Source organism: Variovorax sp. Soil_C_26, assembly GCF_057657075.1.
Genome location: NZ_JBDGJC010000001.1, coordinates 773,789 through 787,140, shown reverse-complemented (window position 1 = coordinate 787,140; position 13,352 = coordinate 773,789). Strand labels below are relative to the sequence as shown.

The following is a 13,352-nucleotide window of genomic DNA, read 5'->3' as shown; positions in this document are numbered from 1 at the left end:
ATGAAGCGCGAGAAATCAGCATGTCGCCGCAGCATACATAGCGGGCGTGCGCAGCGTCTCAGGCCGACAGCAGCGAGACCACCGAGCGCAGCACGCTCACCGACGCCAGCACCACGAGCAGATTCAGCACATGCCGGCGGAACTGCTCCGGCGACACGCCCTTGAACGAACGCTGTCCCCACCAGATGCCGGCCAGCATCGCGGGCGCGAGCCAGAGCGCCCATTTCAGCGTGTCGGGACCGAGCAGCGAGCCCGAGGCATGCGCGCCCGCAGGGATGAGCGCGGCACTCGCGAGCGACACCACGTCGCTGAACAGCAGCAGCGCGATCATGGTCGCACGCAGCGCGGCAGGCGTCATGGCGGTGGTGCTCAGCAGCACCGCGAGCGCGATGCCGCCGATGGCCGCCACGCCGTTGATGAGGCCCGACACCAGGCCGGCGCCGAAGCGCACCGCGCGCGTGGGCACGAGCGTGGCGCGCGCGCCGGCGCGCAGCAGCAGCGCCGCTGCCATGAGCAGCGCGCCGATCAACAGGCGCAGCGGTGTCTCGGGCAACCAGGCGAGCAGGGCGACGCCCAGCGGAATGAACAGCAGGTTGCCCAGCATCAGCCAGCCGAGCCAGGGCATGTCGACGTCGCGCGCCACGCCGCGCAGCTGGCTCAGGCTGGCGAGCACTTCGAGCATGAAGATCGCGGGCACCACGAGCGCGGGCGACACCACCAGCGAGAGCCCGGCCACGGTGACGGCCGAGAAGCCGAAGCCCGCAAAACCGCGCACCACGCCGGCCGCGAACACCACGCAGAGGCTGTAGGCGAGCAGCGCCGGCGCCAGCGGCGGCACCAGCAGTTCCGCCGCCGTCATGCGGCAAAGAGCGGCAGCAGCTTCAGGCGCTGCACCTTGCCCGAGGGGCCGCGCGGCAGGTCGGTGACGAAGCGGTAGTGCCCCGGCGCCTTGTAGCGCCCGAGCGCGGTGGCGCTGAAGGCGCGCAGTTCGTCCTCGGTGCAGGCGCAGCCCTCGCGCAGCACGATGCACACGCCGATCTCCTGGCCATAGTGGCGGTCGGGCACGCCCACGGCCGCGGCCTCGAGCACCGCGGGGTGCTGCAGCAGCGCCTCGTCGATCTCGCGCGGCGCGATGTTCTCGCCGCCCTTGATGATCAGTTCCTTGATGCGGCCGGTCACGAAGAAGAAGCCGTCGGCGTCGCGGTGCCCGAGGTCGCCGGTGCGCAGCCAGCCGTCGGGCGTGAAGCTCGCGCGCGTGGCGTCGTCGTTCTTGTAATAACCGCGCATCACGTTCGGCCCGCGGATCGCCAGCTCACCGGTGACGCCGTCGGGCACTTCGGCCAGGGCGGCGTCGATCACGCGCGCCTCGCAGCCCGAGGCGCGGCCGACCGAGCCGAGTTTGCGCAGCGCCGGCTCCATCGGGTTCGAGAACGAGGGCGCGGCGGTTTCGGTGAGGCCCATGGTCTCGACGATGCCGATGCCGAACTTCTGCTCGAAGGCGCGGTGGTGTTCGGGCGGCAGCGCGGCCGAGGCCGAGCGGCAGAAGCGCAGCGATGCCGTCTGCGAGCGCGGTGGTGGCTCGCCCTCGAGCAGGTATGAGATCATGGTCGGCACCACGTTGATCCAGGTGCAGTGCGTGTCGCCGGCCTGTTGCCAGAAGCGCCCGGCCGAGAACTTCGGCGGCATCGCGAGGCTGCCGCCGAAGGCCAGCGGCGCGAGCATGGTCACGCAGAAGGCATTGATGTGATAGAGCGGCAGCACGGCCAGTACGCGGTCGGCCGCACCGAGCGCATGCTCCGCGCCGATCGCGTGCGCATTGGCGGCCAGGTTGTGCTGCGTGAGCATCACGCCCTTCGGCAGGCCGGTGGTGCCGGAGGTGTACATCAGCAGCGCGACGGCGTCGGGTGAGGGGGGTGCTAACGCCGTGCTGTCTTGCCGATCGTCCTCGTCATCGTCATCGTCTTCGCCGGGCAGCGTGGCCGCATCGGGCGCGGCCACGAGCAGGTCCACCGGCCGGCCGGCATCGACCAGCATCGCGCGCACGCGTTCTTCCCACTCGGGCGCGACGCACACCACGCGGCAGTCGGAATGCGCGAGCACATAGCGCATCTGGTCGGGCTGCGACAGCAGGTTGACCGGATTGACCACGCAACCCGCATGCATCGCGCCGAGCAGCAGCCGCAGCGTCTGCAGCCCGTTCGGCATGACCACCGACACCGTGTCGCCGGGTCGTGCGCCGGCGCGGTGCAGCAGGCCCGCCACACGCCGGCAGCCGCTTGCGAGCGAGGAGAAGTCGATCTGCTGCTGCTCGCCGCTGTCGCAGGAGAGCGCATACACCGCATGCGGCGTGCGGGCGGCAGCGTTCTCGATCAAGCCATGGACGGTGTCCGCGCCGGCCGCCCTGTCCATCAGTTCGCTCCGTACTGCGAAAAGAACGCGCCGAAGATCTCGTCCTGGCTCGGCATGCGCTCGGCAATGGGCCGCGACACGCGCGTGATGTTCAGGTAGTGCCGGTAGTTCATGTTGTCGGAGAAGTTGTTCTTGCCCCAGGTGCCGCAGCCCATCGACAGCGAGAACGGCAGCCCGTTGTCGAAGCTGCCGCCGGTGGCGATGCAGTGCGCCTGGTCGACGATCACACGCGACACGGGCAACGTGAGGCCGAGCGCCAGCGCGCGTTCGGGTCGCGTGCTGTGCAGGCCCACGGAATGGCCCGCGCCTTCGTAGGCGTAGATGCGCTCGACCGTGGCGGCCGCCTCGGCGAAATCGCGCGCCGCGTAAACGGCCAGCACGGGGCTCAGCTTCTCGCCGGAGAACGGGTGCGCATGGCCCACGCCGTCTTCGGCCACCATGAGTACGCGCGGTTCGGCGGCGGCAATGGCGAGCCAGCCCTCACGGTTGGCGCCGTCCATGGCGGCCGCGCGTTCGGCGATCACGCGGGCCGATTGGCCGATGACCGCGGGCGAGAGCTTGCCTTCAGGCCACATCAGCGACTGCAGCGTGGCCTTCTGCGCGTCGGCGAGCATGACGGCGCCGCGGTCCTTGAGGGCCGCGAGCATCTTTGCGCGCACCGCATCGACGATGACCAGGCTGTTCTCCGACGAGCAGCTCGTGGCGTTGTCGAAGGTCTTCGACAGCAGGATGCGATCGGCCGCCGTGTCCACGTCGGCGGTTTCGTCGACGATGCCCGCCACGTTGCCCGCGCCCACGCCGAATGCCGGCGTGCCGCTCGCATAGGCGGCGCGCACGTTGGCCTGCGAGCCGGTCGCCACCACCAGGTCGCACAGGCGCATCAACTCGGCGGTCGACTGCTTGTTGACGGGCGAGGGCAGCAACTGCACCAGGTCGCGAGGTGCGCCGATGCGGTCGAACTGCTGGTGGATGAATTCGATGAGCCGCGCCGCCGTCGACCAGCCCTTCGGCGAGGGCGCCACGATCACCGCGTTGCGCCCCTTGAGCGCATTGATGATCTTGTTGGCTGGCGTGGCACCCGGGTTGGTGGACGGCGTGATGGCGCACACCACGCCCACGGGCCGCGCGATCTCGACGATGCCGCGCGCCGGGTCTTCGGCTATGACGCCCACCGAGCGCGCGCCCTGCAGGTCGCGCAGCAGGCCGAAGGTCTTGCGGTGGTTCTTGCGCACCTTGTCCTCGACGTTGCCCACGCCGGTATCGGCCACCGCCAGTTCGGCCAGTTCGCGGTTGCGCGCGGGTTCGATGATGGCCCAGCCCGCCGCCACCACCGCGGTGTCGACCTGCGCTTGCGACCATGTCTCGTAGATGCGCTGCGCAGCGCGGGCGCGCGCCACGAGTTCGGCGATGGGGGAAGAGGAGGGTGCGGTTGAATGTTCCATGGGTCTTTTCGTCGGTTGTCGGTCAGTCCACCTTGATGCTGGCCTCTTTGGCGAGTTTCTGCCAGCGCACGAGTTCGGTGTCCACCACCTTGCCGAGCTGCTCGGGCGGGCCGCCCACGCCTTCGCTGCCCTGCGCCAGCAGCTTGTCGCGGATCTCGGGCTCTTTCACGACCGTGTTGATCACGCGGTTGAGCTTGTCGATGGCGCTTTGCGGCGTCTTCGCGGGCACGAACATGGCGTACCACGAGTCGACGTCGAAGTCGGAAACGCCGGCCTCCTGCATCGTGGGCACGTCGGGGAAGGCCGCGCTGCGCTTGGTGGTCGACACTGCCAGCGCCTTGAGCTTGCCCGCCTTCACGAACTGCGCCGCGGCAGGGATCGACACCCACAGCAGCGGCACCTGCCCGCCCATGAGGTCGGTGACGGCGGGGCCGCCGCCGCGGTAGGGAATGTGGGTCATCTGCGTGCCGGTGCGCAGCTTCATGAGCTCGCCCGCCAGGTGGCCCGGCGAGCCATTGCCGACCGAGGCGAAGGACAGCGAACCGGGCTTGTCCTTGGCGAGCTTGACGAGCTCGGCCACGGTGTTGGGCGCGAACTGCGTGTTGGCCACGAGGATCTGCGGCAACGACGCGACCATGCCGACAGGCGTGAAGTCCTTCGCGGTGTCGAAGGGCAGCTTTGGGTAGATCGCCGGATTGATGGTGTGGGACGAAAGCGTGAAGAGCACCGTATAGCCGTCGGGCGCCGACTTGGCGACGATCTCGGTGCCGATGGAGCCGGCCGCGCCGCCGCGGTTGTCGATCAGCAACTGCTGGCCCAACAGCGCGGAGAAGCGCTCCTGCACGATGCGCGCGACGACGTCGGTGCCGCCGCCGGGCGGGTACGGCACCACCAGCCGGATGGGTTTGGACGGGTAGTCCGCGCCAGCCTGCTGCGCGTGCGCGGCAATGGGAGCGGCGAGCGAAGAAGCCAATGCGGCGGCGGACAGAAGCGTCGCGCGCAGCCCAGGGGCGAGTAACCGGTTCATTCGAGTCTCCTTCTCTTGGTGGTGGAAGTCGGAAGCGGCGTGACCGGCGCCGGGCTGGCCCGGTAGCCGAGCGTGACGCTCGCGTCGCGCGCGCATGCCATGAGCCGCTCGGCGAGTTCGCGCGCCTGCGTCCGCGCGAAGCGGATCGAGGGCACGCTCATGCCGACCGCGGCCACGGCCTCGCCGCGTGCGTTGAACACCGGCACGCCGAGACCGCAGACGCCGAGGCGCCATTCCTCGCGGTTCTCGGCATGGCCGCGAACGCGTGTGCGTTCGAGTTCCTGGAGAAGTGCATCGAAGTCGGTGATGCTGTTGGGCGTGTGTGCCACGAGGCTGCCGAGGCTCTCGCGCAGCGCGGCCGCGTCGGGCGCCGCCGCTGCGAGCAGCGCCTTGCCCGAGGCGACGCAATATGCCGCCGCACGGCCGCCGATGCGCGAATAGGCGGCCACGGGCAGGGGGCTGTCGAACTTGTCGAGGTACACGATCTCGGCGCCGTCGAGTACGGCGAGGTGGATGGTCTCGCCGGTCTGCTGCGCCAATGCCGCGAGGTGCGGCCGCAGCAGCGAGCCCATGTCGCTGGCCTCGGACACGAGCGCGCCGAGTTCGAACAGCCGCAGGCTGGGGCGGTAGGCGCTGGTGTCGGGGTCTTGCACGGCCCAGCCGCATTCGACCAGCGTCTGGAGGGTGCGGTGCGCGTTGCTGCGCGCCATGCCGAAAGCCTGTGCAAGGTCGGTGACGCGGCAGGGACGTTGTTGCCGGGTCATCCATTCGATGGCGGCGAGGCCTTTGGCTAGCGTGGAGTCCATTGTCTCTTGTTGTTCTAAATAATAGAACGTCGTTCCTGGATTTGAAACGCGATGGTCGGACGGGTTGGGTGGTTTGTCAACCTGGGGTTCTTTTCAGGGCGGGTGCCCAGGCCACCGGGTACTCCCCTCCGCGAATGTCCCCCGCCTTCGGCTCCTTCTTTATTTCGCTGCGGGGAGCACCCGGCACCCTGGGCACAGGGCACGCTGGTTGTGCATCGCCGCCCCGGAGAACGGCTGGAAGATCAGCGCCGGTGCCGCCCCGCCATGAGGTCGATCACCTCGCGAAAGATCGTGTTGCCCGTCGAGGTGGCAAGTTCGAGCACATGGCTGCGGCTGTAGTACGGGCTCAGGTCGAGCCCCACGCCGACGCCCGCGATCTCGATGTCGCCGCGCTGCTCGTGGCGCGCCACCACATCGCGCAGGTGGTGGTCGAGGTAGTGCGCGTCGTTCGCCAGGTGCGTCGCGCTGTCCATCGGCGAGCCGTCCGAAATCACCAGCAGCAGCTTGCGCGCCTCGGTGCGCTGGCCGAGCCGCAGGCAGGCCCAGTCGACCGCCTCGCCGTCGATGCCTTCGCGGAACAGGTCGGCTTTCAGCAGCGCCGCCATGGCCGGGCGCGCACGGCGCCAGGGCGTGGCAGCGGCCTTGAAGACGATGTGGCTGCGTTCGTTCAGGCGACCGGGGTGCGCTGGTTTGCCGGCGCGCACCCACTCGCGCTGCGGCCGGCCGCCGGTCCAGGCGCCGGTGGTGAAGCCCAGTACTTCGCTGGCCACGCCGGCCTGCTCGAGCGCGCGCGCGAACACGTCGACCATCATCGCGACGGATTCGGCATGCTCCTTCATCGAGCCCGAGCAGTCGATCAGGAAGCTCACGACGCAATCGGCCACCGGCGCCATGCGCTCGGTGCGGAACAGCCGGCGCTCGGTGGGCGAGGCCACCAGTTGCGCGAGCCGGCGCCCGTCGATGAGACCTTCTTCCTGGCCGCCGTCCCAGCCGTCGCGCACCGGGTCGGCCAGCAGCGCGCGCAGCTCGCGCGCAAGGCGGGCGATGTTCACGCCCTGGGCCGCGATGCGCCGGTCGAGCTTCTCGCGATGGCCTGCGAGCACTTCCTTGCGCGCCAGCGTGGCGGCGTCGTGCTCGCGGTCGTAGGCGGTGGTGAAGACGCGGTAGGTGCCGCCCGCGTCGTCGAGCACCGCGCTGCGGCCCGACTCGGCGGTGGTGAAGCGCTCGATGATCTCCTGGTCCATGTCGGCGACGAGGCTGAACACGCTGCGCTTGTCGTCGACGTGCGCGTCGCGCGCAGCGCTCGCGTCCTCGCCGGCCTCGTGCAGCATCGCGGCCACGGTGCGTGCGATGGCCAGCGCATGCACCGCATACGCGGCCTGGTCGGTGCGGTCGCGGCGCAGGCCCGCGAGCGCGTGGCCGATCAGCGGCGCGAGCGCGAAGCGCGTGGCCTCGAGCATGTCCTCGGTTTCTTCCACCACCTGCTGGCCGCTCACGCGGGCGCGGCAGATTTGCGCCACCGCGTACAGCAGCAGGCCGCGCGCGGTGTCGGTCATGCCCGAATGGTGGAACGCGAGCGACCATTGTTCATGGCGGTGCCGCAGGTTGCGGCGCATGCCGGCCATGGTGTCGGGCGCCAGCGCCTCGACGCGGAACTGCTCGAGCATCTCGAACAGCATGCGCTCGACCGGCTCCTCGGGCCGGAGCCTTTCGTGCAGCGCGGCATCGGACGCACTGAGCCGCAGCGCAAGCCCGTCGGCCACGCCGCGAAACGATGCGAAGTCGTCCGTCTCGGCCGAAGGATGCAGGTGCGGCGCGAACCACGGCAGCGCCGTGCGGCCGCGGTGCAGCCGCTGACCGCGAAAGTGCAGGTCGCGCTCGCCGCTGATGGCCCGCACCACGCCCGCGCAGAGCTCGAAGATCCGCTCTTCCTGCCGGGCGCGCTGCTGGGCTTCGCTCATAGTTCCTTATCGAAGCAGCGCTGGAAGTATTCGGCGACGAGCGGCCGCTCGGCGTCGTCACATTTGTTGACGAACGAAAGCCGAAACGCCAGTGCCGGGTCCTTGAAGATCTCGACGTTCTCGGCCCAGGTGATCACGGTGCGCGGCGACATCAGCGTCGACAGGTCGCCGGCCGCGAAGCCCTGGCGCGTGAGGCTCGCCACCGCCACCATCGAGGCGACGAGCGCGTGGCCTGCCTCGTCGGCGAGCGACGGCACGCGCGCCTGCACGATCGCGATCTCTTCGTCGGCAGGCAGGTAGTTGAGCGAGGCGACGATGTTCCAGCGGTCGATCTGCGCATGATTGAGCCGCTGCGCGCCATGGTAGAGCCCGTTGAGGTTGCCGAGGCCCACGGTGTTGGCGGTGGCGAAGAGCCGGAAGAACGGATGCGGGCGCAGCACCTTGTTCTGGTCCATCAGCGTGAACTTGCCGTCGCGCTCGAGGATGCGCTGGATCACGAACATCACGTCGGGCCGGCCGGCGTCGTACTCGTCGAAGATCAGCGCCACGGGTCGCTGCAGCGCCCAGGGCACGATGCCTTCCTGGAACTCGGTGACCTGCTGGCCTTCGCGCAGCACCACCGCGTCCTTGCCGACGAGGTCGAGCCGGCTGATGTGGCCGTCGAGGTTGAGCCGCACGCAGGGCCAGTTCAGCCGCGCCGCCACCTGCTCGATGTGGGTCGACTTGCCGGTGCCGTGCAGCCCCTGCACCATCACGCGCCGGTCGCGCGTGAAGCCCGCGAGGATGGCCAGCGTCACGTCGGGGTTGAAGCGGTACACCGCATCGACTTCGGGCACATGGTCGTCGATGGCTTCGGACGGGCCGAAGGCGGGCACCTGCAGGTCGGTGTCGATGCCGAACACCTCGCGCACGCTCAGCATCCGGTCGGGTCGCAGTTCTGCGGTATCGGTCACGGTGGGGCTTTCGAATAAAAAAGTGAGGGAGGCGCTCAGGCCTGTGCGCGCTCGGCGGCCGCGTCGGCGTCGATGCGGCTCAGCGCCAGCGCGGCGCGCTGCAGCGCGGGCAGCAGCGATTGCGCCTTGGCCGCATCGAGCCGCATCACGGGTGCCTGCACCGCGATGCACAGGTTCGACGGCGCGCCGTCGCCCGAGGGCACGAGCGCGGCAATGCACAGCAGCCCGGGCAGGAACTCCTCGTTGTCGAGCGCATAGCCATCTTTGCGCACGCGCTGCACTTCCTTCTCGAGCGCGTCGGGATCGATCAGCGTCTTGGCGGTGTAGGGCTCGAGCGGCGCGTTCGACAGCAGCCGGCGGCGCTGCGCCGGGCTCATCTGCGAGAGAAACACCTTGCCGCTGGCCGAGCAATGCACCGGCACGCGCGAGCCCGAGTGCAGGTAGAAGCGCAGCGGCGCCGCGGTTTCCACGCGATCGAGGTACACCACCTCGCTGCCCGACAACGCCGTGAGGTTGCAGCTCTCGCCGATCTCCTCGACCAGCTGGCGCAGCACGGTGTGGCGCGCGCCATGCAGGCTGTCGTTGAGCAGCAGGTTCTCGGCCAGGCGCCGCAGCCGCGTGCCGATGCCGTAGTGACGCCCATCGCTCTCGCGCTGCAGCAGGCCCGAGCCTTCGAGCTGCTGGAGCATGCGGTGCAGCGTGGGTTTTGGGATGCCTGTTTCTTCCACCAGGCCCTGCAGCGAATAGCGCTGGTCCTTCGCGGCCATGACTTCAAGCAAGCCGAACAGGCGCATGGTGGGGGTGTCGCCGGCGGCCGGCTCCGGCAGGACGGGCACAGGCCCTTTGACGATTTTCATGGGCCGGATCATAGTCTTTTTACAAAAAACAAGACGAATCGTCCCGTTTTTTGTATTTTGTTTGACGCAACGGCATCGCGGGCCTATATTCGCCGAAATGAAATTCGGAACAGGAAGTTCCGTCTTTCGAGACGCAACCCCAAGCCCATTCCTTCAGGAGACGCATGCCATGAGCCAGAAGCAACCCGCCGCACCCACCCGCGAAGCCGTCACCGGCGTGCAGAAGATGACGCCTTCCGAGGCCTTCGTCGAGACCCTGGTCGCCAACGGCGTGACCGACATCTTCGGCATCATGGGCTCGGCCTTCATGGATGCGATGGACATCTTCGCGCCGGCCGGCATCCGCCTGATCCCGGTGGTGCACGAGCAGGGCGGTGGGCACATGGCCGACGGCTACTCGCGCGTCTCGGGCCGCCACGGCGTGGTGATCGGCCAGAACGGCCCCGGCATCAGCAACTGCGTGACGGCCGTGGCCGCAGCCTACTGGGCGCACAGCCCGGTGGTGATGATCACGCCCGAGACCGGCACCATGGGCATGGGCCTGGGCGGCTTCCAGGAAGCCAATCAGCTGCCGATGTTCCAGGAGTTCACCAAATACCAGGGGCATGTGAACAACCCCAAGCGCATGGCCGAATACACCGCGCGCTGCTTCGACCGCGCGATCTCCGAGATGGGCCCGACCCAGCTCAACATCCCGCGCGACTACTTCTACGGCGAGATCACGACCGAGATCCCGAAGCCCATGCGCGTGGAGCGCGGCGCGGGCGGCGAGATGAGCCTGAACGCGGCCGTCGAGCTGCTGGCCACGGCCAAGTTCCCGGTCATCCTGTCGGGCGGCGGTGTGGTCATGGGCGATGCGGTCGAGGAGTGCAAGGCGCTGGCCGAGCGCCTGGGCGCACCGGTGGCCAACGGCTACCTGCGCAACGACTCGTTCCCCGCGAGCCATCCGCTGTGGGCCGGCCCGCTCGGCTACCAAGGCTCGAAGGCCGCGATGAAGCTCATGGCGCAGGCCGACGTGGTGCTTGCGCTCGGTTCGCGCATGGGCCCCTTCGGCACGCTGCCGCAGCACGGCATGGACTACTGGCCGAAGGAAGCGAAGATCATCCAGGTCGAGGCCGACCACACCAATCTGGGCCTGGTGAAGAAGATCACCGTGGGCATCCACGGCGATGCCAAGGCCACGGCCAAGGAACTGCTCAAGCGCCTGCAGGGCAAGACGCTCGCCTGCGACGCCACCAAGGCCGAGCGCGCCGAGAAGATCAAGTCGGAAAAAGCCGCGTGGGAGAAGGAACTCGACGAGTGGACCCACGAGCGTGACCAGTTCAGCCTGGACGCGATCGAGGAGGCCAAGGGCGAGAAGACCCCGACCGGCGGCACCTACCTGCATCCGCGCCAGGTGCTGCGCGAACTCGAGAAGGCCATGCCGCCGCGCGTGATGGTCTCCACCGACATCGGCAACATCAACGCCATCGCCAACAGCTACCTGCGCTTCGAGGAGCCGCGCAGCTTCTTCGCGCCGATGAGCTTCGGCAACTGCGGCTACTCGCTGCCCACGATGATCGGTGCCAAGTGCGCGGCGCCCGACCGTCCGGCCGTGGCCTATGCCGGCGACGGCGCCTGGGGCATGAGCATGGTCGAGATCATGACCGCCGTGCGCCACGACATCCCGGTGACGGCCGTGGTGTTCCACAACCGCCAGTGGGGCGCCGAGAAGAAGAACCAGGTCGACTTCTACAACCGCCGCTTCGTCGCCGGTGAACTCGAGAGCGAGAGCTTCGCGGGCATCGCCAAGGCGATGGGCGCCGAAGGCATCGTGGTCGACAACATCGAGGACGTGGGCCCCGCGCTCAAGAAGGCCATCGACATGCAGATGAACGAGAAGAAGACCTGCGTGATCGAGATCATGTGCACGCGCGAACTGGGCGATCCGTTCCGCCGCGATGCGCTGGCCAAGCCGGTGCGCTTCCTCGACAAGTACAAGGACTACGTCTAAGGCAGGCGGGAGTCGGCATGCCGTCGCTTCCCATTGCGCATCCGCACCTCGACGCGCTGGTGGTGCGCGCGCGCGCCGCGGCCACGCACGCGCGCATCGGCCTGGTCCACCCTTGCGATGCCGCCGCGCTCGAGGCCGCGGCCGGCATCCGCGAGGCGGGGCTCGGCGAGCCGGTGCTGATCGGCCCGCGCGCGGAGATCCTGCGCGCAGCCGAGCTGGCCGGCGTCGATGCGGGCGCGTTCGAGATCGTCGATGGCGCTGCGGACCCCGCGCAGAGCGCGCGGCGTGCCACCGCGCTGGCGCAGGCCGGTGCGGTCGGCGCGCTGATGAAGGGCTCGCTGCACACCGACGAGCTGATGTCGGCGGTGGTCGACAAAGAGACGGGCCTGCGCGGCAGCACGCGCATCAGCCACATCTTCCTGTTCGACCTGCCGCGCTATCCCAAGCTGCTCGGCGTGGCCGACTGCGTGGTCAACATCGCGCCCTCCCTCGCCACCAAGCGCGACATCCTCGGCAACGCCGTCGCGCTGCTGCGCACGATCGGCGTCGCCGAGCCCAAGGTCGGCATCGTCGCCGCCGTCGAGACCGTGAACCCCGCGATCCAGGCCACGGTCGATGCCCAGGCCCTGGTGGCCATGGCCCAAGAGGGCGCATGGCCCGGCGCAATCGTCGAAGGGCCCTTCGGCTTCGACAACGTGATCTCGGCCGAGGCCGCGCGCATCAAGAAGATGTCGTCGCGCGTCAGCGGCGAGGCCGACCTGCTGCTGGTGCCCGACCTCAACGCCGGCAACATGCTCTACAAGAGCTTCACCTACATCGGCGGCGGCGAATGCGCGGGGCTGGTGCTCGGTGCGCGCGTGCCCATCGTGCTGACCTCGCGCTCGGATTCGGCGCTCTCGCGCATTGCATCGGTGGCGCTGGCGGTGCTGGCGAGGGCGGACAGCTAGCTCAGGGCTGCGGCGCCACCGCCCCGCGCGGCACGCTCGCGCCGCAGTGCCGCAGGAAGTCGGCCGTCGCGCGGCCGAGCAGCTTGTCGCGGTGCATCACCGTCGCGAGCCGCCGCATGCCGGCCGGCAGCCGGGTGCGCAGCTCGACCAGGTGACCGTCCTCGAGCGCCTGCGCCACGGTGTAGCGCGACAGGCAGGCGAGGCCGGTGCCCGAGGCCACCACGCGCTTGATCGCCTCGGTGCTGCCGAGCTCGAAGCCGACATGCACCTGGTCGAGGTTCTGGATCAACCACGCGTCGGTCACCTGGCGCGTGCCGGAACCGTGCTCGCGCAGCACCCAGGTGGCCTGCGACAGCTGCCGGTGCGTGGCCACGCGGCCCGCGAGCGGATGCCCGGGCGCGGCCACGATCACCAGCTCGTCGGTGCGCCAGGCGCGCACCACGAGGTCGGGGTGCGTCTGCGGCCCCTCGATGAAGCCGACGTCGACGTCGAAGCCCGCCACCGCCTCGATCACGTCGCGCGTGTTGGCGATGTGCAGGTGCACCTGGCTCTGCGGATGCAGCGCGGTCCAGTGCGACACCCGCTCGGGCAGCAGGTATTCGCCGATGGTGAAGCTCGCCGCCACCCGCAGCGGCGCTGCATGCTCGCCGATGAAGAGCGCCTCGACCTCGGCCGCCTGGTCGAGCAGCGCCTGCGCCTTGGGCAGCAGCGCGCGGCCGTTCTCGTTGAGCACCAGCCGGCGGCCGATGCGATCGAACAGCAGCACGCCGACCGAGGCCTCGAGGTCGGCCAGCGCGCTGCTGGCGGCCGACTGCGAGCGCGCGATGCGGTCGGCCGCGGCGCGCGTGCTGCCGCCGCGCGCGGTGGCGACGAACACCTCCAGCTGGCGCAGGTTCAGCCGCAGCCGGGTGGACTGGCTCTGGTCTTGATCTGTTTTTCCGGTCATGGTGAGCAATA

At 69.3% G+C, this 13,352-nt stretch carries 11 protein-coding genes; 2 read left to right on the top strand and 9 right to left on the bottom strand.

The features are described 5' to 3' along the window. Positions 1–58: 58 nt before the first annotated feature. The 8 genes from AC3A6G_RS03795 to AC3A6G_RS03760 all read right to left on the bottom strand — a co-directional run bounded on the left by AC3A6G_RS03795 (position 59) and on the right by AC3A6G_RS03760 (position 9,467). The gene (locus tag AC3A6G_RS03795; RefSeq protein ID WP_487858297.1) at positions 59–859 is read right to left on the bottom strand and encodes a sulfite exporter TauE/SafE family protein; all 801 of its coding nucleotides are present in this window, start codon (positions 857–859) and stop codon (positions 59–61) included. Further along, positions 856–2,409: an AMP-binding protein gene (locus AC3A6G_RS03790; RefSeq protein WP_487858296.1), complete on the bottom strand. Its 1,554-nt coding sequence runs from the start codon at positions 2,407–2,409 to the stop codon at positions 856–858. Before AC3A6G_RS03790 ends, AC3A6G_RS03795 begins: the two co-directional genes overlap by 4 nt. Next, positions 2,409–3,851, bottom strand: coding sequence for an acylating sulfoacetaldehyde dehydrogenase (gene sauS, locus AC3A6G_RS03785; RefSeq protein WP_487858295.1), 1,443 nt, complete (start codon positions 3,849–3,851; stop codon positions 2,409–2,411). The genes AC3A6G_RS03790 and sauS overlap by 1 nt, the downstream gene beginning before the upstream one ends. Positions 3,852–3,873: 22 nt before the next feature. Then, positions 3,874–4,878: a tripartite tricarboxylate transporter substrate binding protein gene (locus AC3A6G_RS03780; RefSeq protein WP_487858294.1), complete on the bottom strand. Its 1,005-nt coding sequence runs from the start codon at positions 4,876–4,878 to the stop codon at positions 3,874–3,876. Next, entirely contained in the window at positions 4,875–5,684 is an 810-nt protein-coding gene (locus AC3A6G_RS03775; RefSeq protein WP_487858293.1) for an IclR family transcriptional regulator, read from the bottom strand. Before AC3A6G_RS03775 ends, AC3A6G_RS03780 begins: the two co-directional genes overlap by 4 nt. Positions 5,685–5,926: 242 nt before the next feature. Next, the gene (locus AC3A6G_RS03770; protein WP_487873104.1) at positions 5,927–7,645 is read right to left on the bottom strand and encodes a cobaltochelatase CobT-related protein; all 1,719 of its coding nucleotides are present in this window, start codon (positions 7,643–7,645) and stop codon (positions 5,927–5,929) included. Beyond that, positions 7,642–8,598: an AAA family ATPase gene (locus AC3A6G_RS03765; protein ID WP_487858291.1), complete on the bottom strand. Its 957-nt coding sequence runs from the start codon at positions 8,596–8,598 to the stop codon at positions 7,642–7,644. The genes AC3A6G_RS03770 and AC3A6G_RS03765 overlap by 4 nt, the downstream gene beginning before the upstream one ends. 35 nt (positions 8,599–8,633) lie before the next feature. Beyond that, complete coding sequence (locus AC3A6G_RS03760; protein ID WP_487858290.1) at positions 8,634–9,467, bottom strand: IclR family transcriptional regulator; 834 nt, start codon at positions 9,465–9,467, stop codon at positions 8,634–8,636. 157 nt (positions 9,468–9,624) lie between these two features. On the opposite strand from AC3A6G_RS03760, the gene xsc reads away from it, so the two are divergent. Both xsc and AC3A6G_RS03750 read left to right on the top strand, forming a co-directional pair. Beyond that, a complete protein-coding gene (xsc, locus tag AC3A6G_RS03755; protein ID WP_487858289.1) occupies positions 9,625–11,448 on the top strand; it encodes a sulfoacetaldehyde acetyltransferase in 1,824 nt (607 codons plus the stop codon). 17 nt (positions 11,449–11,465) lie between these two features. Continuing rightward, positions 11,466–12,395: a bifunctional enoyl-CoA hydratase/phosphate acetyltransferase gene (locus AC3A6G_RS03750; RefSeq protein ID WP_487858288.1), complete on the top strand. Its 930-nt coding sequence runs from the start codon at positions 11,466–11,468 to the stop codon at positions 12,393–12,395. A 1-nt stretch (position 12,396) separates the two neighbouring features. On the opposite strand, the gene AC3A6G_RS03745 is transcribed toward AC3A6G_RS03750, so the two are convergent. Continuing rightward, positions 12,397–13,341: a LysR family transcriptional regulator gene (locus AC3A6G_RS03745; protein ID WP_487858287.1), complete on the bottom strand. Its 945-nt coding sequence runs from the start codon at positions 13,339–13,341 to the stop codon at positions 12,397–12,399. Between the last annotated feature and the right edge of the window lie 11 nt (positions 13,342–13,352).

Bases quoted from the DNA above. Each gene is read 5' to 3' on its own strand.
- xsc (WP_487858289.1), top strand. From the start codon at position 9,625: ATGAGCCAGAAGCAACCCGCCGCACCCACCCGCGAAGCCGTCACCGGC.
- sauS (WP_487858295.1), bottom strand. From the start codon at position 3,851: ATGGAACATTCAACCGCACCCTCCTCTTCCCCCATCGCCGAACTCGTG.
- AC3A6G_RS03760 (WP_487858290.1), bottom strand. From the start codon at position 9,467: ATGATCCGGCCCATGAAAATCGTCAAAGGGCCTGTGCCCGTCCTGCCG.
- AC3A6G_RS03750 (WP_487858288.1), top strand. From the start codon at position 11,466: ATGCCGTCGCTTCCCATTGCGCATCCGCACCTCGACGCGCTGGTGGTG.
- AC3A6G_RS03780 (WP_487858294.1), bottom strand. From the start codon at position 4,878: ATGAACCGGTTACTCGCCCCTGGGCTGCGCGCGACGCTTCTGTCCGCC.
- AC3A6G_RS03775 (WP_487858293.1), bottom strand. From the start codon at position 5,684: ATGGACTCCACGCTAGCCAAAGGCCTCGCCGCCATCGAATGGATGACC.
- AC3A6G_RS03790 (WP_487858296.1), bottom strand. From the start codon at position 2,409: ATGGACAGGGCGGCCGGCGCGGACACCGTCCATGGCTTGATCGAGAAC.
- AC3A6G_RS03770 (WP_487873104.1), bottom strand. From the start codon at position 7,645: ATGAGCGAAGCCCAGCAGCGCGCCCGGCAGGAAGAGCGGATCTTCGAG.
- AC3A6G_RS03795 (WP_487858297.1), bottom strand. From the start codon at position 859: ATGACGGCGGCGGAACTGCTGGTGCCGCCGCTGGCGCCGGCGCTGCTC.
- AC3A6G_RS03745 (WP_487858287.1), bottom strand. From the start codon at position 13,341: ATGACCGGAAAAACAGATCAAGACCAGAGCCAGTCCACCCGGCTGCGG.